Origin of the sequence: Comamonas sp. UBA7840 (assembly GCF_002501455.1) — a bacterium.
Lineage (GTDB): Bacteria > Pseudomonadota > Gammaproteobacteria > Burkholderiales > Burkholderiaceae_C > Comamonas > Comamonas jiangduensis.
This window is the reverse complement of the sequence record NZ_DLTI01000023.1, coordinates 97572-119397: the sequence shown is the minus strand read 5'-3', so window position 1 is coordinate 119397 and position 21826 is coordinate 97572. Positions and strand designations below refer to the sequence as shown.

Genomic DNA, 21826 nt, shown 5'->3' with positions numbered 1-21826 from the left:
TGACTCAGGCGCTTGTGCTGTCTGTGCCTGCCTCAGACGTTGCGTGTGCCGGGTGCGTCACGGGCATGGCCGCAATCACTTGGGCCACGGCGGCGGTCAGTTTCTTGGCATAAGGCACGTGCAGGAACTCGTTGGGCCCGTGGGCATTGCTCTTGGGTCCGAGCACGCCGCAGACCATCATCTGGGCTTTGGGGAAACCTTGGCTCAGCAAATTCATCAGCGGAATGGTGCCGCCTTGGCCGATGTAGCCGCAGTCGGCGCCAAAGTGGGCGCGGCTGGCTTGGTTCAGTGCATTTTCAAACCAGGGCGTCATGTCTGGCGCATTCCAGCCGCTGGAGCTGGACATGCCTTCCCAGGTCACCTTGGCCTGGTACGGTGCGTTGTCCTCCAGCAAGGCCTTCATCTCCTGCACGCAGGTGGCGGCATCGACCAGGGGCGGCAGGCGCAGGCTGAGCTTGAAGGCGGTGTAGGGCCGCAGCACGTTGCCAGCGTTTTGCAGCGTGGGAAAGCCCTCCGCACCGGTGACGGACAGCGTGGGCTCCCAGGTGCGTTTGAGCAGGGCTTGCACCGGGTCGGTGGTGGTGGGCAGGGCCACCAGCGTGCTGCCGCCGCAGTCGTGATGCGCCCAGGGGAAGCGCCGGTAGGTCTCCTCGCCCAGGATGGCGGCGGTGGCGCGGGCCTGGGCCAGACGCTCGGCAGGCACCTCGCAGTGAAAGCTAGCGGGCAGCATGCGGCCGGTGGCGCTGTCTTCCAGGCGATCGAGCACCTGGCGCATGATGCGAAACGACGAGGGCACCACGCCCGAGGCGTCGCCCGAGTGAATGCCTTCGGTGAGGATTTCGACCTTGAGCGTGCCGCTGGCCATGCCGCGCAGGCTGGTGGTCAGCCATAGCTGGTCGTAATTGCCTGCGCCGCTGTCCAGGCAAATGACCAAATCCACATTGCCCAAGCGGGGGCGCAGCGCATCCACATAAGGCAGCAGATCGCGCGAGCCGCTTTCTTCGGCGGTTTCAATAATGCCGACGATGCGCGGGTGCAGCACGTTCTGGCTTTTGAGCGCTTGCACGGCCGCCACGCTGGCGTACACGGCATAGCCGTCATCGGCACCGCCGCGGCCATACAGCTTGCCGTCCTCGTACTTGGGCGTCCAGGGGCCCAGGTCGCTGCGCCAGCCTTCAAATTCGGGTTGTTTGTCGAGGTGGCCGTACATCAGCACGGTGTTGGCATCGGCGGCATTCGCGCCGGGCTGGGTGCCTTCCACTTCAAAAAACAGCACGGGGGTACGCCCCGGCATGCGCACAATCTCCAGATTCAGGCCGGGCACTTGCTGCGCCTGCACCCAGCTGGCGGCGTTGCGCAGCACGGTGTCCAGCAGGCCCTGCTGCTCCCAGTCGGGCGCAAACATGGGGGATTTGGCGGGAATGGCAATGTAGTCCTTGAGCTGGCCAACGATGTCGTTGTCCCACTTCTGGCTGACTTGTTCCAGGGCTTGAGCGGTGTTCAAAGCACTGGAGGGCATGCGTGCGTTCATGGCGAACCTCCGAAAGCAGTGCGGCGCACAGGCCGCTGATCCGTGCATTGTGCACCCTTGCGCAAGCCCGCTGCAGCAGTGGCCGCAGGGGCTGCACAGGTGCGGCTGATGTGGGTAGATTAAGGCTGCAGCAGTGCTGGGGGCATGCTGCTGCCGGGGCGGCTGTGGTCGTCTGGGGCCTCCGTCAGTTGGAAGACGCTGACCGCGTCTTCCAGGCGAGCTGCTTGTTCGCGCATGCTTTGCGAGGCTGCGGCCGATTCTTCGACCAAGGCGGCGTTTTGCTGGGTCAACTGGTCAAGCTGCGTCACATCGTGGTTGACCTGGCTGATGCGGGTAGCTTGCTCGCTGGCCGCTGCAGAAATCTCGCCAATGATGTCGCCCACGCGCTGCACGGAGCCCACGATTTCCTCCATGGTCTGGCCAGCGTCTTGCACCAACCGTGCACCGGATTCCACCTTGTCCACCGAGGTGCTGATCAGCGTCTTGATCTCCTTGGCGGCGGCTGCACTGCGCTGCGCCAGCGTGCGCACTTCACCTGCGACCACGGCAAAGCCACGGCCTTGCTCACCCGCACGGGCGGCTTCGACTGCTGCGTTCAGGGCCAGAATGTTGGTCTGGAACGCAATCCCATCAATCACGCCGATGATGTCGCCAATCTTGCGGCTGCTGTCATTGATGGCGCCCATGGTGGCTACCACGTTGCTGACCACCTGCCCGCCGCGTGAGGCCACTTCCACCGCACACGCTGACAGCTGGTGGGCCTGGCGTGCTGCATCGGCAGACTGGCGCACGCCGTGGGTGACTTCTTCGATGCTCTGGGCGGAGCGCGCCAGACTTTGCGCCGTGTTTTCCGTGCGTTCCGACAGGTCCACATTGCCTTGGGCAATCTGGCTGCTGGCGCTGGCAATGCTGTGGGCGGCCACATTCACTTGGCGCAGCATGTCGACATAGCGCTGGCGCATGCCTTCCACCTCGTGGATCAAATCACCCACCTCATCCCGGCGCGTGCTGTGAAAAGGGTGGGTGAGATCGCCTTGCGCAATCCGCGTGATGGCTTGGGTTAACTCATGCAGCGGTGCGGAGACACCCCGTTTGAGCGTGAACAGCAGCCCTGCAGCCAATACCGCCAAGGCTACGGCCATGGCGCACCACAGCAGCACCAGCGCGTGGCGCTGTGCGGCCATGGCCTCGTCATCGGACACCTCGGTAATCACCCACCAGCCTTCCTGGGTCTTGCGCAGCACAGCCCAGGGGTGGCTGCCTTGCTCTGGGAGCAAGGCGGTGACATCACGCGCAAATCCATCGCTACGACTGGCCAATTGCTCAAGGGAGGCGCGCGCTTGGGGCGCTACTTCCAGTACTTTTTGGCCTTGGTGCGTGGGGTGTGCAATGAACACCGCATCTTCCAGACGGGCGCCGGGGGCAATCACCATCGCCCCGCCATGTTCAAACAGGCGGGTGTTGCTGACTTGCTGCTGCATGCCTGCTTGGAAGGCACTCAAATCGGTGCCCACAAACAAAATGCCCACCACATCACCAGAGGCGTTGCGCATCGGCTGGTAGGCCGTCATATAAGGTTTGCCAAACAAGTTGGCGCGTCCTACATAAGGGGCCCCGCTGAGCATGCGTGCATAGGCCGGGTGGTTGCGATCGAGCAAGGTGTGCATGACGCGCTCGCCCTGCAGGTTGCGCAGCGAGGTGCTAATGCGCGCAAAGTCATCGCCCTTGCGGGCAAAGATGGTGGCCACGCCGCCGGTGTCTTCGCTGAACTGATCGACCACGCCAAAGTGTGCGTTCAGCACCTGCCCATCCAACGTCAAGCTGGTGGTTGCGGTGTCCAGCTCCACCGTGCCCGCGAAGTAGCGGGCGAATGCGGACGAAGCACGCTCCACCATGCGGCGGTTGGCTTGATCGACGGTGTCAATCGAGGCGACCAGCCCCTCGGTGGTGTGGGTGACGCTGGCGATGAGTTGCTCCCGCGCAGTCTGGGTGCTGATGGTAGAGACCACCCAACTCAAAATGAGCAGGATCAAGGCCATCATGGCGATGCCTATGGCCGTGACGCGGCGTGCCACGGAGCGGCTGCGCGAAGCGGAAGAGGAAAGATGGGCGAAGGCCACAGGTTTCATGAAGGCGCTGGAAGATGGATGGATCAACGGAAAAAGCAGAAAGATGTGCATCAAAGCACACCGTTGCACTCAGAAAGCGCAGCCCAATCAGCCATTGTAAGAATTAGCCAGAAAATTCCCCCATGAATCCCGTAGCGAAAATCCGTGATCCGCAAGCAGCGTGGCCGCCGTCTTTACACGCGCTCGCTGCTGAGAAACTGCGCAACGATGTGCTGGGCGTAGCGGCTGGCCACTGCGCTGACGAAGGCCGGGAAGTCGACGTGCGCGGCATCGTCGGCACGGTCTGAAATGGTGCGCACCGCCGCAAAAGCGATGCCGTAGTCCGCGCAGACCTGTGCAATCGCAGCGCCTTCCATTTCCACGGCCAAAGCATGCAGGCCTGCCGCTTGGAAGTCGCCATGCATGGCCTGGGAAAGGCTGGCAGAGACAATGAATTGGTCGCCACTGGCAATCAGCCCGGCATGTACCGCCGGGGCACGGCCTTGCAGCAAGGGCTCATTCCACTGCGCTGCTGTGCGGGTGCAGTCCAGCGCAGCCTGGTACAGGCGCTCGGTGAGTGTGGGATGGCAGTGAAACGTAGGGTGTGGGTAGCCCGGAACCTGCCAGCGTGGAAACAGGGGGCGCACATCCATGTCGTGCTGTAGGAAATGCTGTGCCACCACCACGTCGCCCACCTGCACACCGGTGCCAATACCACCCGCCACGCCGGTAAACACCAGTGTTTCGATGCCAAAGTGCTCAATCAGCGTGGTGGTGGTGGTGGCTGCTGCAACTTTGCCAATACCGCTGAGTGCAAGCACCACGTCCAGCCCCTGGAGGCGGCCTTTGACAAAGTGGCGACCTGCACGGCGCACTTCTTGGCGGTGGGTCAATGCGTGCGCAAGGCCATGCTGCTCTTCGGGCAGTGCACTCAAAATTGCAAGCGTCATAAGAAATCACAAAGCATGAAAAACGGCCCCGAAGGGCCGTGGATAAAGGGTGTGCTGCCAGTGTACGGCGCCGCGATCAACGCAGTTCGCGGCGCAAGATTTTGCCCACCGGGGTTTTGGGTAGTTCGGTGCGGAACTCGATCACGCGAGGCTGCTTGTAGCCCGTCATATTCTCGCGGCAGAACTTGCGCAGCACTTCCTCGGTCAGGCTGTCGTCTTTTTTGACCACGACCAGCTTGACCGCTTCACCGGTCTTTTCATCGGGCACGCCAACCACCGCGCACTCCAGCACGCCGGGGCACATGGCCACCACTTCTTCGACTTCGTTCGGATAAACGTTAAAGCCGCTGACCAGCACCATGTCTTTCTTGCGATCCACAATTTTGATGAAGCTGCGCTCGTCTATGGCGCCAATGTCGCCAGTGAGGAAGTAACCGTCGGCTGTCATCACCTTGGCGGTTTCATCCGGGCGCTGCCAGTAACCGGCCATGACTTGGGGGCCCTTGACGGCGATTTCACCGGTCTTGCCGGGCTCGGTCACGGTGTGGCCGTCTTCGCCCACCAGTTTCACGTAGGTGCTGGGAAGCGGCACACCAATGGTGCCGGTGAATTCCTTGGCGGTGACGGGGTTGCAGCTCACGACCGGGCTGGTTTCTGACAAGCCATAGCCTTCCACAATCGGGCAACCGGTTTTTTCCAGCCAGAGCTTGGCAACCGCGCCCTGCACGGCCATGCCGCCACCGACGGACACCTTCAGGTGGCTCCAGTCCACAGAATTAAAGTCTGCGTGGTGCGCCAGGCCGTTGAACAGCGTGTTCACTGCCGGAAAGCTGTGAAACTTGTGATTGGACAGTTCCTTGAGCGTGGCTTTGATGTCACGCGGATTGGGAATCAGAATGTTTTTGCCCCCGGTGTGCATGGACAGCATCATGTTCACCGTGAACGCGAAGATGTGATAGAGCGGCAGCGCACACACGCTGGTGACCTGCTCGCCGCTCTTGCGCAGGTTATTCACCACGGGGTTGAACCATGCTTCACACTGCAAGGTGTTGGCAATGATGTGGCGGTGCAAGAGCACCGCGCCTTTGCTGACGCCTGTGGTGCCTCCGGTGTACTGCAGCACGGCAATATCGTTGGGGCCGACATTGGCCTTGGTGAAGGTGGCACTGCTGCCGCGGCGGATGGCATCTTTGTAGCGCACCGCCTTGGGCAAATGAAAGGCGGGCACCATCTTTTTGACGTTGCGCACCACATAGTTCACCAAGCAGCCTTTGAGCGTGCCCAGCATATCGCCCATGGCGCACAGCACCACGTGTTCCACCGAGGTGCTGGTAATGCATTGCTCCAGCGTGTGGGCAAAGTTTTCAATAATGACAATGGCGCGCGCGCCTGAGTCTTTGAGCTGGTGCTCCAACTCGCGGGCGGTGTACAGCGGGTTGACGTTCACCACCACAAAGCCCGCGCGCAAGATGGCGGCCACGGCAATCGGGTATTGGGGAACATTGGGCATCATGATGGCGACGCGGTCGCCTGGTTGCATGCCGAGAGACTGGAAGTACGCGGCAAACGCTTGGCTTTGGCTGTCCACATCGCCGAAGCTGATGTCTTTGCCCATATAGGAGTAAGCCGAACGTGGTGCATAGGCCTTAAACGCCTGCTCCATCAAGGCCACCAATGAGTGATAGCTGCTGGGATCAATGTCTGCTGGAACCCCTTCAGGGTAGGCCGCTAACCATGGACGCTCACTCATATGTTGTCTCCGCGCAATTGTCTTTGTGACGTTGAAAAGTGACAGACATGGCGGTAGATGGCACACCTCCCCATGCCCAGGGTCTGTGCCCTTTGCGAGGATTGTGGTGGGAGGGTGAGGGAGACGCCTCTGTGCAAACCCTAGGTAAAGCTACTTGAAAGGCGCTTTCTTGTGAAAAAAAGAACGATTGTGCGATTTTGTTGATATCGCTTTGATGAAGGTCTAGCGCCGCGTGCAACAAAAAACCCACAGGGCTTGGGCCGTGTGGGTGGGTAAGGGGATAGCGGTGGCTTAAGTTAAGCGACTTGGGCGGCTTGGTTGAGCGTATCCCGGGTATCCAGCGCTGCCTGGCGTGCTGCCGCCGCAAAGTCTTCCCCTTGCGAGGCGTACAGCACGGCCCGCGAAGAGTTGATGATGATGGGGCCGCCGCCCATGCGCGCGGCTTTCACGGTGGCCACGGCGTCACCGCCTTGCGCCCCCACGCCGGGGATCAGCAGCGGCAGTGTCGGCGCTACGGCACGCACGCGCTCAATCTCGTGGGGGCGCGTGGCGCCCACCACCAGACCCAGCTGGCCGTTGGTGTTCCAGGGGCCCTGAGCCAGCTTGGCAACATGCTCAAACATGGCGGGCTGGCCTGGCAGATCGGCCAAATGCTGGGCCTGCAGGTCGTCCCCACCGGGGTTGGAGGTGCGGCACAGCAGGAAGGCGCCTTTGCCTTCGTACTTGAGGTAAGGCGTGATGGAGTCAAAGCCCATGAAGGGCGACAAGGTCACGGCATCGGCGCCATAGCGCTCAAAGGCTTCCTTGGCGTACTGCTCGGCGGTCGAGCCGATGTCGCCGCGCTTGGCATCCAGGATCACGGGCACATGGGGTGCGACACGGCGCATGTGCGCCATCAGTTTTTCCAGCTGATCTTCCGCGCGGTGGGCTGCAAAGTAGGCGATTTGCGGCTTGAAGCTGTTCACCAGATCGTGGGTGGCATCGACAATGGCGGCGCAGAAGTCGTAGATTTTGGTAGCGTCGCCACGCATGGCTGCGGGGAACTTGGAAGGCTCAGGGTCCAGTCCCACGCAGAGCATGGAGTTGTTGCGCGTGGACGCGTCGCGCAGCATGTCGAGAAAAGTCATGAGCGGCAATTGTAGGTGGCGGGCACAATCTACGCCCTATGCCTGCCTTTACCCCCCGACAATTGGTTCTTCTGGTGCTCCTGACGCTGATATGGGGGGTGAACTGGCCCGTCATGAAGCTGGGGGTGACGCATTTCCCCCCGCTGAGTTTTCGTGCGCTGGCCATGTGGCTGGGCGTGTTGGTGGTGTGGGTGGTGCTGCGGGTGCAGCGGCAGCCCCTGCGGGTGCCGCGCGGCGAGTGGCGGACACTGGGGCTGCTGGCGTTTTTCAACATGGTGATCTGGAACAGCCTGGTGATCGTGGCGATTCCTCTGGTTTCCAGTGGGCGCGCTGCCATTTTGGGCTACACCATGCCTATTTTTTCAGCGGTGCTGGGCAGCCTGATCTGGCACGACCGGCTAAGCCTGCGTGCATGGGGCGGCGTGGGCGCGGCCTTTGTCGGTGTCATGCTGCTGCTGTGGCATGAGCTGGGGGCGCTGGGCAGCAACCCGATTGGCCCTTTGCTGATTTTGCTGGCCGCACTGTGCTGGGCGGTGGGCACGCAAATGATGCGCCGCGCCCAAATGCAAACGCCGCTGCTGGTCATGGCCTTTTGGATGATGCTGATCACCGCGCTGGTGCTGACGGTGGCGGCCGTGGCGCTGGAGCATGCGCTGTGGCATGCCCCGGATGCGGTGGCGCTGGGCACCATCTTGTTCAACGGCCTGCTGGTGGTCGGTTTTGCCCAGGTGGTGTGGTTTGTGCTGGCGCGCAGTTTGCCGCCGGTGGCTTCGATGCTGAGCGTGATGTTCATCCCCGTATTGGGCGTGTTTACGGGCGCTTGGTGGCTGGGCGAAGTGCTGCACTGGCAAGACTGGACGGCGGTGTGCCTGATGGTGCTGGCGATTGCCTCGGTCTTGTGGCCTGCGGGCAAGCGACAATAAGCGTCATTTTGAACACCGTGGCCTGCTCAGGCGGGCCCCCACAAGGAAGACCATGCTGAGCCAGTTGCTCACCTCCATCATTGACGATATCCACGGCGACACCATCACCTTGCGCGAGTTGCTGGAGCGCTGTGGGCGCGAAGGCATGCTCATGGTCTGTGCCATTGCCTGCCTGCCGTTTTTGATTCCCGTGTCGATCCCCGGCGTGTCCACCGTGTTTGGTGCGGCCATTGTGCTGCTGGCATTTGCGCTATTTTTGGACCGCTTGCCGTGGCTGCCGCAGCGCATTCTGGACAAGGGCATGGACGCTAACAAGCTCAAGCCCGTGCTGCACAAGGGCGTGAATATCGTGGGCAAGCTGGAGCGCTGGTTGCAGTCCCGCATGCCAGCGCTCACCACCGCAGCCATGCAGCGCTTTAACAGCGCCGTGCTGGTGTTCGGCGGCCTGCTGCTGATGGCGCCGCTGGGGCTGATCCCGTTTTCCAACACCGTGCCGGCCGTGGGCATTTTGCTGCTGACCGTGGGCATGATGCAGCGCGACGGCGTATTCGTGCTGCTGGGCTACCTGGGCCACATGCTCACCGTGGTGTACTTTGGGGTGCTGGCCTACCTGGCGTGGATGGGCGGCACCTTCGTGCTGAGCTAAACCACCAGTACCCCACAAAAAAAAGCCACCGCAAGGTGGCTTTTTGATAGCTGCTAGCGCTTTATTGATAAGGGCTAGAGGCCAATTTGGCTAAAAAATAGATCAGCCGTTGGCGCGCTGGGCCAAGATCTCGAAGGCGGGCAAGGTCTTGCCTTCCAGCACTTCCAGGAATGCGCCACCGCCGGTAGAGATATAGCCCACTTTGTCTTCGATGCCGTACTTAGCAATGGCGGCCAGGGTGTCGCCACCACCCGCAATGCTGAAGGCTTTGGAGTCCGCAATCGCCTGCGCGATGACCTTGGTGCCGTTGGCAAACTGGTCAAACTCAAACACGCCCACAGGGCCGTTCCAGACGATGGTGCCCGCCTGCTTCAGCTGCTCAGCCAGCTTGGCAGCGGTTTCGGGGCCGATGTCCAGAATCATGTCATCGTCTTCCACCTCGGTGGCTGGCTTGACGGTAGCCACGGCGTCGGGCGCAAACGCCTTGGCGCAGACCACATCGGTGGGCACAGGCACGTTGGCACCGCGGGCAGCCATGGCGTCGATCACGGCCTTGGCTTCAGCCACCAGATCGGGCTCGGCCAGGCTCTTGCCGATCTTCAGGCCCGCAGCCAGCATGAAGGTGTTGGCAATGCCGCCGCCCACGATCAGCTGGTCCACTTTGTCGGCCAGGCTCTTCAAAATGGTCAGCTTGGTCGATACCTTGGAGCCTGCAACGATAGCGGCCAGAGGGCGTGCAGGTGCAGCCAGCGCCTTGTTCAGTGCATCAATTTCGGCCGACAGCAGCGGGCCGGCACACGCGATGGGCGCAAATTGGGCAATGCCGTAGGTTGTGCCTTCGGCGCGGTGGGCGGTGCCGAATGCGTCGTTCACGAAGATGTCGCACAGCTGGGCCATTTTTTGTGCCAGCTCGGGCTTGTTCTTCTTTTCACCCACGTTCACGCGGCAGTTCTCCAGCAGCACGACCTGGCCGTGCTGCACCTCCACGCCGTCCACCCAGTTGGCGACCAGCGGCACTTCGCGGCCCAGCAGTTCCGACAGGCGCTGGGCGACAGGGGCCAGCGAGTCGGAGGGCTTGAATTCGCCTTCAGTGGGGCGGCCCAGGTGGCTGGTCACCATCACGGCGGCGCCGGCTTTCAGTGCCATTTCGATGGCCGGCACAGAAGCGCGCACGCGGGTGTCTTCGGTGATTTCGCCAGCGTCGTTCAGCGGCACGTTCAAATCAGCACGGATAAACACGCGCTGGCCTTGGACTTTGCCTTGGGCGCACAGGTCGGAGAAGCGAAGGATGTTCATGGTGGCAGCCTTGAAGTCTTATAGAGGAGTGAATGCAAACTGGGGCGCATTGTAGGCGGCGGCCCCTTGCTGCAGTCTGATGCCGTGGCTTATTTCCAGCGCTCGGGCTCAACAAACACGGTGCCCTTGTCGCTGGACAGGGTCAGCTGGCCTTCCTGGATGGTGGCTTGCAGCTGCATGCTGCGCTCGGCCAGGTTGCCCAGTTCTTGCGCCACATCGGAGGGGATGTAGTGCACCTGCAGCTTGCTTTGGCGGTTGACCTTGCCCTCCAGCCCCTTCCACCACACGTTGGCCGCGTGGTTAAAGGGGTAGACGATGACGTGGTCCGACTTGTTGCAAGCCTTGTTGATGGGCTTTTCCTCGGGCTGGCCCACTTCAATCCACAGGCGCTTTTGGCCGGTGTAGTCGGTGATGTGCACGTCCGGGTCGTCGGGGTCGCTCAAACCAATGCCAAAGCCCAGGGTGCCGTCGCCGTTGCACAGGGCTTGCAGTTGCCAGGCGTTGATGGCCAGCGCGACGAGGCGAATCATCATGCGGTCATCGGTCTCGCTGGGGTGGCGCGCCAAGGTCAGGTTGTGGTCGGCGTAGTAGCTGTGGTCAATGTCGGCAATCGACAGATTGGCTTTGTAAACCGTGGATTTCAGGGCCATGGCGGGTGTCTCGCAGTGCGCGCCCGCAGGCGGGCTGAAAAGAATGTTTCAAAAGTAAGAGCTGCCTGCGCTGGTGTTTCCTCGCTTTGGCAGCTCTTTGGTGCTGAAGTGCTTGTTAATCAAGCGCTACCAGCTATGGATTTTGCGTGTTGGGTGCTTACACGCGGCGGGCCAGTTCTGCCGCCTTGCCGATGTACGACGCAGGCGTCATGGCCAGCAGACGGTCCTTGTCGGCCTGGGGGATTTCCAAGCCATTGATCAAGTTGTGCAAATCGGCTGCCAGCACGGTCTTGCCGCGCGTGACTTCCTTGAGCTTTTCGTAAGCACCCGCCACGCCGTAGCGGCGCATCACTGTCTGGATGGGCTCGGCCAGCACTTCCCAGGCGTGGTCCAGGTCTTCTTGCAGGCGCTCTTCGTTCAGCTCCAGCTTGTTCAGGCCGGTCATCAGCGAGGTGTAGGCCAGTGTGGCGTAACCCAGCGCCACGCCAATGTTGCGCAGCACGGTGGAATCCGTCAGGTCACGCTGCCAGCGCGAGACGGGCAGCTTTTCCGACAGGTGCTTGAGCAGCGCGTTGGCCAGGCCCAGATTGCCTTCGGCGTTTTCAAAGTCAATCGGGTTGACCTTGTGCGGCATGGTGGAGGAACCAATTTCACCAGCTTTGAGGCGCTGCTTGAAGTAGCCCAGCGAGACGTAGCCCCAGATATCGCGCGAGAAGTCGATCAAGATGGTGTTGGCACGCGCCACGGCGTCGAAAAACTCGGCCATGTAGTCGTGCGGCTCGATCTGGATCGAGTAGGGCTGGAACGTCAGGCCCAGGCCCTTGGGCTCGGGCGACTCGATCACGTTCTTGGCAAACGCTTCCCAGTCGAAATCGGGCCAGGCCGACAGGTGGGCGTTGTAGTTGCCCACAGCGCCGTTCATCTTGCCCAGTACCTTCACGTTGGCGATGTTCTCGGCCGCCTTTTGCAGGCGCACCAGCACGTTGGCGATTTCCTTGCCCACGGTGGTGGGGGAAGCAGTTTGGCCGTGCGTGCGGCTGAGCATGGGCACATCGGCAAACTGGTGCGCCATTTCGCGCAGCTTCAGCGTGATGCGGTCCAGTGCGGGCAACACCACCATGTCGCGGCCCACGCGGATTTGCAGGGCGTGGCTGGTGTTGTTGATGTCTTCGCTGGTGCATGCAAAGTGCACAAACTCCGCCGCTTTTTGCAGCTCAGGGCGGCCATCGAACTTGCCCTTGATCCAGTATTCCACGGCCTTGACGTCGTGGTTGGTGGTCTTCTCGATCTCCTTGATCGCTGCTGCATCGGCTTCGCTGAAGTTGCTCACCAGGCTGTGCAAGTAAGTGCGCGCACCTTCGGAAAGTGGCGCAAATTCAGCAAATCCAGCGTCCGACAGCGCGATAAACCAAGTGATTTCCACTTGAACGCGGCGGTGCATATACCCCTGTTCGCTCATGATGGGGCGCAGGGCGGAAAGCTTGGCGGCATAGCGGCCGTCGAGCGGGGAGAGGGCGGAGATGGAAGACAGGCTCATGGGGCAAGATTGTAGGGGCCCCTGCTTCTGTATGCATGGTGCAACCCGATACAACCAAGCAGAGCGCACAAAAAAGCCAGGGCACCTTATGGCGCCCTGGCTGGAATAAAAAGGTTGCGAAGCGTCTTGAAGTGAATTAAGAGAGGGAGGGAGGAGATGCACCCCAAGACGGACAAACCCAAAGGTCGGCTTCGCAACACTAAAACTGGACTAGATTCCCCCTTACAGAGCTGTCTGAGTGGAAGTTTTTGGATTAGTTCCCAAATTTTTTGCCACGCTTTGGAAGCTGCTGCAACGCATCATAGAGCCAGCAATTTTTCCAGCGGTAGGCGAACTCGCACCTCTTTGTGTGCGACAGGGCTGACAATTTTCCAGGCAGCCTGCGCTGTATCGCGAGGAATGGGCTCGCCAGTGGGCATGCCAGACTTGTTGAGCAGCACTGCCACGCGGGGGGTAGCGGCCGAGGCACCACGGCGCACCACAACGCCGATTTCTGCGCTGGCCAGCTTGACCCAGGCGCCCGGCGGATAAATGCCCAAGGCTTTGACCAGCGCGGCGCCGGCTTCATCCATGGACTTGGTTTCGTCGTAATAGCTCGCTTGCATCGCCGAGGTGACGGACATGGGCTCTCGGTTGATGCGTGGCGCAATCCGCGCGCCAAAAATGTCGGAGCGCTGGATCAATCGGGCCATTTGCTGGGCCAGTGTTTTTTCCGACAGCTTGCCCGGTGCCCGGTGGTGGTGCGTGCGCACGGCGTCCAGCCACAAAGGGTCGGTGATGCCCATGGCGCGCAAGATGCTGACAGAGGCATCGGAGTGCTGATCCACTTGCTGGGCTTGCTGAGGGGTCAGCGGGGTACTTTGTTGTGCCAGTTCATCTTGCAACTGGGCCATGCCCACGTTCATGCTCAACGCCGCGCGGCCCAGCGGCAGCACGCGGTTTTCTGGCCAGCGCAAAGTCTCGCGTGCCACGGTCATACAGATGACGGACGACAGCATGGCGTGGGTGGCGCTGTAGTAGCGGGTTTCTTCGGCAGACATCTGCATCAGCGCCAGCAAGGCGCCGTCGGGGTTTTTGAGCAGATAGGCGTTCAATGCCGAGAACAAATCCTCAAAGCGCTGAGCGAAGTCGGCAACGCCAGGGGTGCGCAGCAGTTGCGTGAGGCCCAGTTGCCACTCGCGCCATGCGGGAGGGCTGTTGTCTTGCGTGGCTGCCGCAGGCGCTGTGGTGGTCTGCAGCGTCATGGAGGCAATCTGATTCAGAGGCTTGTTAGAGAGCAACAAGGACTGAATCTGGGACAAAAAGGCGCGGTAGCTCTCTTCGGACTCATCGGTGTCTACATACAAGGCTTGACCACGGGCCAGCAGAGCTCGCAAGTCGTCAGCGGAGCGAATGACAAACCCTTTGTTGGCCAGCAGCCCCCCCCCAACGCCTCGCAAGGCAAAAGGGATGGGTTGACCATAAGGGATGGTCGAGAGATTTAATTCAACGAGGTTCATTACAGTTCAAGCACGGTTGAACATATTTTTACATTTGAACTACGGTCCGCAGTCTGAATGTGCGTGGCGAAGTGGGTGTATCTAGGCATTAATGTCCAAAAACTGCTAGCCAAAGCGCCAAGATGGCATCACGGTGCGCGGTGATGAGGTCGGGGGAGACGAGTCCGTTTCCTTCATCCAGGCGCGAGGTGTGTTGGATACGCCGCAGTTCACGGTATGCCGTGGCGGCAGCCTGCCCCACCCCGGGGGGAAGAAGCCCCGCCGCCTCTGCGCGCTGCAGCAAAGCAATATTGCCCACATTGCCGGTGAGCTCCGTGTGTTGTGCGGACTGGGACAGCACCAAGTACTGCACGGCAAATTCCGCATCCACCATGCCGCCAGGACTGTGCTTGACGTCAAACAGCGCACCCCGGACTGGATGGGCTGAGCGCACGCGTTCGCGCATGCTCACGATTTCTTCTTTCAGGGCGGCGGCATCACGGGGGGCCGTGATGACCGCAGTGCGTACTTCATCAAACCGCTGGCGCAGGCTCTCGCTGCCCAGGACAAAACGTGCCCGCGTCATTGCCTGATGTTCCCAGGTCCATGCCGTGTTACTGCCGCGTTGCTGCTGGTAGTCGGCGTACGACTTGAAACTGGTCACCAGCAGCCCCGAGTTGCCGTTGGGGCGCAGCGCAGTATCAATCTCGTACAGGTCGCCTTCGCCGGTTTTGACGGTCAGCCAGTTGATGAGTTTGCGCACCCACGCGGTGTAGATCTCTGGTGCGTTGTCGTCGGCGTCGTCAAAAATAAAAACGATGTCCAGGTCACTGCCATAACCCAGCTCTTTGCCGCCCAGCTTGCCGTAACCAATGATGCCGAACTGCGGATCTTCCCGGTGGCGTTGCTTGAGCCTTGCCCAGCACCACTGGGCCGTGACACGCAAGACGCTGTCTGCCAAGGCGCTTAAATCATCGGCAACTTGCTCAACCGTGATGGCGCGCTCCACATCGCGCGCCAGCGTGCGGAAAATTTCAGCGTGCTGGGCTCTGCGCAGCAAGTTCAGGAGATTTTCATCGTCGTCTTCGCCCGTACTTTCGAGGGCTTTGAGACGCAGCGCCATCTCATGTTCGAAATCCGTCGCGCTAAAGCGCTCGGTAAAAAGTTGGTCGCTGGCGAGCTCGTCAATCACCCCGGGGTGTTGCTGCAAGTAACGCGCAGGCCATTTGGCGGCGCCGAGCAAATCCAGCAAACGCTCATGCACAGCGGGACGCTCCAGTAGCAGTGCCAAATAGCTTTCCCGTCGCAGCAGTGGCTCGAGCCAGTTGATAAAGCGGATGGCCGCCACCTCTTCCAGGGTGCCGCTGGCCACGCGCTGTGCGGTTTGCTGCACCAGCCTGAACAAGCGTGCACGTGCTTCGTCGCGCAAGCCACGCACCTTGATATGGTCACGCCATTCGGCGATGCGAGCGCCCATTTGGGGCGGTAATTGCTCGATCAGTGTTTCAAGATCCGGGGCGTTGGGCGTGCTGCTTTGTACAGAACGTGGGCCGTTGCATAAGCCACTTTGACACTGCCCCGCTTGGTTGCCGCCGAGCAAGGTGTCGAACTCTTGAGCCACCAGTTCTCGGTGTGCGTCGAGTTGGTGCAAGAAGCTGCAGGCGTCAGCGTAGCCCATGGTGTGGGCAATCCATGCCAAATCGTCGTCCCGTGTGGGCAGCACATGGGTCTGCTGGTCATCCAGGTACTGAACGCGGTGTTCCACGTTGCGCAAAAAGGTATAGGCCTGCGCCAGTTGCTGAGCCGTCTCTTGCGGCATCAGGTTGGATCGTGCAAGGCGCTGCAATGCCTCCAGGGTGGGGCGGCAGCGTAGCTCCGGAAATTGCCCGCCACGCACCACTTGCAGCAGTTGTACGGTGAATTCAATTTCACGAATGCCGCCGCGAGACAGTTTCACATCATTGGCGCGCTCGGGGTGGCCTGCACTGCGGCGTGCTGCATGCTCCCGAATCTGACGGTGCAAGGTGCGCAAGGAGTCAAAAACGTTGTAGTCGAGGTATTTGCGGAACACAAAAGGCAGTACCACGGAGCGTAGTGCTTGCACATTCGGGGCTTGCACCTCGGCAAAAGGCGCTACGACGCGGCTTTTCAGCCAGGCAAAGCGCTCCCATTCACGGCCATGCACTTGCAGGTAGTCTTCCAATGTGGACAGGCTGATTGCTGCGGGCCCCGAGTTACCGTGGGGCCGCAAAGCCAAGTCCACGCGAAACACAAAGCCGTGTTCGGTGGTGTCGCCAATCAGGGTGTAGATGGCTTTGACGGCTTTGCCAAAGTATTCGTGGTTGCTGATTTTTCCGCGACCATCGGGCAGCCCCTGGGTTTCCCCTTCGTGCTCGTAGACGTAAATGAGGTCAATGTCGCTGGAGACATTCAGCTCGCGAGCCCCCAATTTGCCCATGCCAATAATCCACAGCGGAACGGGCAGGCCTTCCGGGCCGAGCGGCGGGCCATAGCGTGCGTCCAGCTCTTGGCGAGCCTGCAGGCAGGCGCGGTCGAGTGCCAGCTCTGCCAAAGTGGTCACACCCCTGGTGATGGCGGATAAATCGGCTTGCTGCGCGCAGTCCAGGGTCATCAAGCGCTCCATGACCAGCTGACGCAATACCCGCAGGGCTGGAGACAGTTCCATGCGGTGCTCGGTTTGCAGTTGCTGCAGGGCTTGTTCGAGAGCAGCGCGGTCCGGAGGGCCTGGAGGCAGGGCGCCCATCACATCGGTGTAACGGCGATGCAGCCGCTGCCAAAAGCGCGAGTGGGCGGCAGCTGGGCTCGCAATAGGTGTCGGAATCTGGTCTGCGATCTGCATGCTAGGCACTGGTTGGTGCGAGTTCACAGATCCTTGAGGCCGTTACCCCTGGTCTCATGCTCTGGTGAGAGCAAGCGGGCGATAATTCCAGCCATCTGTGAACCCACGAATGATCGATCCGAGCCCCAACCCATCGCGCCAGTTACGCATTTTTGCCTGCATTGCCCGTTGGTCATTGGGCTTGGTGCTGGCTTTTTGGTTATTGCTTGCGGCAGCCTGGGGGACTCTCCATGGATTCATTGTGCCGCGAATTGGGGAGTGGCGTGCTGAAGTGGAGCGCTTGGCCACGCAAACGCTCGGAGCGCCAGTGCGCATCGATGCCCTGTCTGCGCAATCCCGAGGACTGTTTCCAACCATACACCTCGATGGTGTGCGCGTGCTGGATGCGCAAGGGCGTGAGGCCCTCAAGCTACAGCGTGTGGTGGCGACGGTTTCTGCGCGCTCCTTGCTGCGCCTGGGGCTGGAGCAGCTGTATATCGATGCCCCCCAATTGGATATCCGGCATCTTCGTGATGGCCGGTGGCAGGTTGCAGGGTTGGATGTGGTGCAAAGCGACGCCACGGAAAGTGCCGGGCTGGACTGGCTGCTGGAGCAGCCAGAACTTGTGATTCGCAAAGGCCAGGTGCATTTCACAGACGAGCAGCGTGCGGTTCCAACGATCCAGTTGCTGGATGTTGATGTGGTGTTGCGCAACCGACGCTGGAGCCATGTGCTGCGTGTGGATGCCATACCGGCGGCAGGCGATAGGGAACGGATGCAGTTGGTGGGTGCATTCCGTCAGCCATTACTCCCCTCGGCCAAAGCACCCTGGACTCGCTGGAGCGGACAATGGTATGCATCTGCACACTTGCAGCAAGTCCCCCAACTGCCGTGGCCTGAGATGTGGGGGGTGCAAGCCATCCAGGGCAACGGGGAGGCCCGTGGCTGGGTGGATGTGCAGCATGGGCGCGTCACGGGATTCACCGCAGACCTTGCGCTTGCGCAGGCACAAGTGCTGTGGCGCGCTCGCCAAGCGACAGATTTGACGCTGCAGCAAATCTATGGTCGCTTCACAGGCCATTGGCAAAATCGCAGCTGGAGATTGGAGGGGGAGGATTTTAGCTTTCGCCATGCAGACGGTAGCGTGTGGCCCAGTAGCAATTGGGCGGTAAGCGCAACAGGGCCGCATGCCGCCCCGACCAGTACGCGGGTAGAGCTGGATTTTGCGGACTTGAGCATGGCCAGCAAGGTGGCCCAAGCTTTGCCGCTTCCTGCGCCTTGGCTCGAAGCCATCACCAACTGGGCTCCCCAAGGCGAGGTGCGGCAGCTGCAACTGCAGTGGCAGGCATCAGGCCTGTACCAAGCCCGTGGCCGGGCCACCAAGCTGATGTTGCAGCCACAGCCAGCGCTGCAGGGCGTTGGGGTGCCGGGGGTGCAAGGGCTGAATGCCACGTTTGACCTGAATGCGGACGGCGGCAAAGCCTCGCTGGACATGCACGGCGGAGCGCTGAACTTCCCCGGGGTGTTTGAAGAGCCGGAAATTCCGCTGGATACGCTACAGGCACAGCTGCGCTGGACAGTGAAAAATGGCCGCGTCAAAGTGGAGGTGCCGCAAGCGCAGTTTGCCAATGCCGACGCACAAGGCTCGCTGCATGCGGCATGGCATATGGGAGAGCAGGCACACGATCGCTTGCCGGGTTATTTGCAGCTGCAAGGTGTGCTGGAGCGCGCCAATGGGGCGCGTGTACATCGCTACTTGCCTTTGGAGGTGCCAGAAACCGCCCGCCATTACGTGCGCGATAGCGTGAAGCAGGGCCAAGGCAGTCACGTGGAGTTTGAAGTCCGAGGCAATTTGCAAGATATGCCTTTTGACAAGCCGAATACTGGGCGCTTCTGGATCAAAGCACCGGTAAAGGATGTCATCTACGAATTCGTGCCTCCCGCATTGCGCGCAGCTGGTACCCCTGCATGGCCTGCGCTGACGCAGTTGCACGGTACCTTGGTGTTTGAAGGTGCGGGCATGCAAGTGCAGCAAGCGGATACGGGCTTTGCAGGTCACCCTAAGTTACGCATGGGCGCGGTGGAAGCGCAAATTCCGGACCTTCAACACCCCCATTTGACGGTGCAAGCCTCAGGAGTTACGGATTTGAATGCCGCGCTGGGGCTGGCTCAACAGTCACCGTTGGCCGTATTTACCGGCCACGCGCTGGATAACGCCAAAGCACAAGGCAATGCACAGATTGCCTTTGATTTGGATTTGCCGATTGATCATTTGGAAAAGACCAAAGTGCGCGGTCGTGTGGGGTTTCAGAAAAATGTCTTGCAATTGAATGCAGATGTGCCACCGCTGCAGCAATTGCAAGGGGTGGTGCAGTTTCATGACCAAGGGTTTGAATTGCTGAATGTGCAAGGGCAAGCCTTGGGCGGGACCTTCAAAATAGAAGGCGGCATGCCCAGCTTGCAGCAAGGTGTGCGGCTACAGGCGCGAGGCTTGGCGACAGCCGCTGGTCTGCAAAATGACGGCAATCTGCCCTGGATGGCGCCGATCGCGCGGGCAGCACAGGGGCAGGCCGCCTATACGGTGGAGGTGACCGCCCATGAGGGCGTGCAAAAAGTGCTGGTGCGCTCAGACTTACGTGGCATGGCCCTGGATTTGCCGGCACCTTTGCACAAAGCTGCCGATGACACACAGGCGCTGACTGTGACGCAGACGCTCGATGCCAAGACCCAAGAGTTGCGCGTGGAAGTGGCAGGGCGTGGCTCGGTGAGTTATGTGCAGGATATGTCTGTGCAGCCAGCCAAAGTCTTGCGGGGGCGCATTGTGGTGGGCGATGCATTGCCCGGCAGTGATGCTGGGGCAGAAGGCGTGATTGCTACCGTGCAGCTGCCTGTGCTGGATGTGGATGCTTGGCAGAGGGTCTGGAGCGATGCAGCCAGTGGCAATGCCAGTGCACCGCATACCGCACCCCAACAAGATTGGCTACCGCAGCGTATTAACTTGAATGTCGATCGCCTGCTGCTGCAGGGCAGGGAGTTGGAAGCGGTGAAGGCCGACTTTTCCCAGGCCCAAGGCGTGTGGCGAGGGCGTTTGAATGCCAAGCATTTTGCGGGCACATTGGAATATCGTGCCGCTGAGAGCCCGGAGACATCTGGAAGGCTGTTTGCGCGGCTTTCCCATCTTTCCATCCCGAAGACGGAAGTGCAGCGTCTCAATCAAGAGCCTACTGATGCTGGGCAGGGTGAGGTGGAATCTTTGCCCGCTTTGGACATTGAGGTGGAGCGTCTTGAAATTGCAGACAAGTCGTTGGGCAAGCTGCAATTGAAAGCGCGCAATAGCATCGGCCCGGTAGGGCGGGAGTGGATGCTTGAGCAGTTTGACTTGACCACGCCAGAGGCAAAGTGGCGCGCCAATGGCTACTGGGGGGCGGCTGTCCGTGGTGCTCCGCGCACCACCCACCTGAGTTTTTTGTTAGAGATGGGCAGCTCGGGCAAGTTGCTGGAGCGGTTTGGCATGCCCGGGGTGATTCGCGATGGGCAGGGGCGCTTGAGTGGCAACATCGCATGGCGAGGCGCGCCGATCACGCCACACTGGCCCAGCATGGATGGCGGTGTGCACATGCAGGTGGAAAAGGGTCAGTTTTTGAAGGTGGAGCCAGGCATGGGCAAGCTGTTGAGCGTGCTGAGTTTGCAGTCCATCACACGGCGCATGACGCTGGATTTTCGGGATGTGTTTAGCCAAGGCTTTGCGTTCGACTACATCCGGGGCGACATCAGTGTGGAGCAGGGGCTGGCACGCACCAACAATTTGCAGATGAAGGGGCTCAACGCGGCGGTGTTGATGGAGGGGAAAGCGAGCCTGGTGGATGAAACCCAAGACCTGAAAGTGGTGGTGGTGCCAGAAATTAACGCGATGACCGCATCGCTGGCAGCAACAGCGATCAACCCTGTGGTGGGTCTGGGCAGTTTCTTGGCGCAAATGTTCTTGCGCGGCCCGCTGATGGAGGCTGCGACACGCACTTTCCACGTGCGCGGCACATGGGCAGATCCGGTGGTCGAGCCCGTTAGCAAGAAAGCGTTGCCGCCACCCAGTCCTCAGCAAGGAGTTGTCCCATGAAAGTAGCCGTGGTGCAAATGGTTTCCACGCCCGACGTGGCCCAGAACCTGGAATGCGCGCAGCAATTGGTCGAGCAAGCGAGTGCACACGGTGCCGAGCTGGTGGTGCTGCCCGAGTATTTTTGCGGCATGGGCATGCAAGATACAGACAAGCTGGCCTGGGCGGAGGCGCTGGGCGATGGGCCCGTGCAGCAGGCCATGGCGGCATGGGCGCAGCGCAATGCAGTGTGGCTGGTAGGCGGTACTGTACCCATCCGCGGGGCGCAGCCAGCGCGCGTGCGCAACACCTGCATGCTGTTTAACCCCCAGGGGGAGCGGGTCACGTATTACGACAAAATTCACCTCTTTCGGTTTGCCACAGAGACCGAGCACTACGATGAATCCGCCGTGATTGAAGCAGGGCATCAACCCGTGGTGGCGCAGCTGGTAGACCGCAGCGGCGCCGTCTGGAAGTTGGGCTTGAGCATCTGTTATGACCTGCGTTTTCCGGAGTTGTACCGCCAGCACGTTGCGCAAGGGGCTCATATTTTGTTGGCGCCTGCGGCTTTTACCTATACCACCGGCCAAGCGCACTGGGAGTTGCTGCTGCGCGCTCGCGCGGTGGAAAACCAATGCTGGATGCTGGCTGCTGCCCAAGGTGGACAGCACGTGAATGGCCGTCAAACCTGGGGGCACAGCATGGTGGTCGACCCTTGGGGGCAGGTGCTGGCGCAGCAGTGTGCTGCGGGCGTGGGCGTGAGTTATGCCGTGCTGGATGCAGCACTTTTGCAGCAAGTGCGCCAGCGCTTGCCTGCGTTGGAACATCGTTGTTTGTAAATCCTCTTCAGCAGCCTTGGCCCTGGCAGCGTTGGCACAGCGCATGGCGCAGGTGGTCGCTC

Annotated in this window: 14 protein-coding genes; 4 read left to right on the top strand and 10 right to left on the bottom strand. The window is 60.7% G+C overall.

Annotated features, from left to right (window positions below; all coding sequences use genetic code 11):
- Positions 1–4 precede the first annotated feature (4 nt).
- The 5 genes from B3R00_RS08560 to pyrF form a co-directional block, all read right to left on the bottom strand.
- A complete protein-coding gene (locus B3R00_RS08560) occupies positions 5–1531 on the bottom strand; it encodes a M20 family metallopeptidase (protein WP_286998647.1) in 1527 nt (508 codons plus the stop codon).
- A 119-nt stretch (positions 1532–1650) separates the two neighbouring features.
- On the bottom strand, positions 1651–3711 hold the full coding sequence (locus tag B3R00_RS08555; RefSeq protein ID WP_286998646.1) for a methyl-accepting chemotaxis protein: 2061 nt from the start codon (positions 3709–3711) through the stop codon (positions 1651–1653).
- A gap of 122 nt (positions 3712–3833) precedes the next feature.
- On the bottom strand, positions 3834–4589 hold the full coding sequence (locus tag B3R00_RS08550; protein ID WP_286998645.1) for a 5'-methylthioadenosine/adenosylhomocysteine nucleosidase: 756 nt from the start codon (positions 4587–4589) through the stop codon (positions 3834–3836).
- Positions 4590–4665: 76 nt separating this feature from the next.
- On the bottom strand, positions 4666–6339 hold the full coding sequence (locus tag B3R00_RS08545; protein ID WP_286998644.1) for a long-chain-fatty-acid--CoA ligase: 1674 nt from the start codon (positions 6337–6339) through the stop codon (positions 4666–4668).
- A gap of 296 nt (positions 6340–6635) precedes the next feature.
- Entirely contained in the window at positions 6636–7466 is an 831-nt protein-coding gene (gene pyrF / locus B3R00_RS08540) for an orotidine-5'-phosphate decarboxylase (RefSeq protein WP_284213641.1), read from the bottom strand.
- A 38-nt stretch (positions 7467–7504) separates the two neighbouring features.
- On the opposite strand from pyrF, the gene B3R00_RS08535 reads away from it, so the two are divergent.
- Together B3R00_RS08535 and B3R00_RS08530 are read left to right on the top strand one after the other, a co-directional pair.
- Entirely contained in the window at positions 7505–8389 is an 885-nt protein-coding gene (locus B3R00_RS08535) for a DMT family transporter (RefSeq protein ID WP_286998643.1), read from the top strand.
- A gap of 52 nt (positions 8390–8441) precedes the next feature.
- Positions 8442–9035 carry an exopolysaccharide biosynthesis protein gene (locus B3R00_RS08530; protein ID WP_286998642.1) on the top strand — a complete coding sequence of 198 codons (594 nt, stop codon included), beginning with the start codon at positions 8442–8444 and terminating at the stop codon, positions 9033–9035.
- A 102-nt stretch (positions 9036–9137) separates the two neighbouring features.
- Here B3R00_RS08530 and B3R00_RS08525 read toward each other — a convergent pair whose 3' ends face one another.
- The 5 genes from B3R00_RS08525 to glnE all read right to left on the bottom strand — a co-directional run bounded on the left by B3R00_RS08525 (position 9138) and on the right by glnE (position 16856).
- The gene (locus B3R00_RS08525; protein ID WP_286998641.1) at positions 9138–10331 is read right to left on the bottom strand and encodes a phosphoglycerate kinase; all 1194 of its coding nucleotides are present in this window, start codon (positions 10329–10331) and stop codon (positions 9138–9140) included.
- A gap of 89 nt (positions 10332–10420) precedes the next feature.
- Positions 10421–10981, bottom strand: a complete 561-nt coding sequence (locus B3R00_RS08520) for a YaeQ family protein (RefSeq protein WP_286998640.1) — start codon at positions 10979–10981, stop codon at positions 10421–10423.
- A gap of 157 nt (positions 10982–11138) precedes the next feature.
- Complete coding sequence (gene purB, locus B3R00_RS08515; RefSeq protein WP_219163284.1) at positions 11139–12518, bottom strand: adenylosuccinate lyase; 1380 nt, start codon at positions 12516–12518, stop codon at positions 11139–11141.
- 299 nt (positions 12519–12817) lie between these two features.
- Positions 12818–14017, bottom strand: a complete 1200-nt coding sequence (locus B3R00_RS08510) for an HD-GYP domain-containing protein (protein ID WP_286998639.1) — start codon at positions 14015–14017, stop codon at positions 12818–12820.
- Positions 14018–14105: 88 nt separating this feature from the next.
- On the bottom strand, positions 14106–16856 hold the full coding sequence (glnE, locus tag B3R00_RS08505; RefSeq protein WP_286998638.1) for a bifunctional [glutamate--ammonia ligase]-adenylyl-L-tyrosine phosphorylase/[glutamate--ammonia-ligase] adenylyltransferase: 2751 nt from the start codon (positions 16854–16856) through the stop codon (positions 14106–14108).
- 109 nt (positions 16857–16965) lie between these two features.
- Here glnE and B3R00_RS08500 point away from each other — a divergent pair, with 109 nt between their 5' ends.
- Both B3R00_RS08500 and B3R00_RS08495 read left to right on the top strand, forming a co-directional pair.
- Positions 16966–20949, top strand: a complete 3984-nt coding sequence (locus B3R00_RS08500; protein WP_286998637.1) for a YhdP family protein — start codon at positions 16966–16968, stop codon at positions 20947–20949.
- Entirely contained in the window at positions 20946–21764 is an 819-nt protein-coding gene (locus tag B3R00_RS08495) for a carbon-nitrogen hydrolase family protein (RefSeq protein ID WP_286998636.1), read from the top strand. The genes B3R00_RS08500 and B3R00_RS08495 overlap by 4 nt, the downstream gene beginning before the upstream one ends.
- Positions 21765–21826 lie beyond the last annotated feature (62 nt).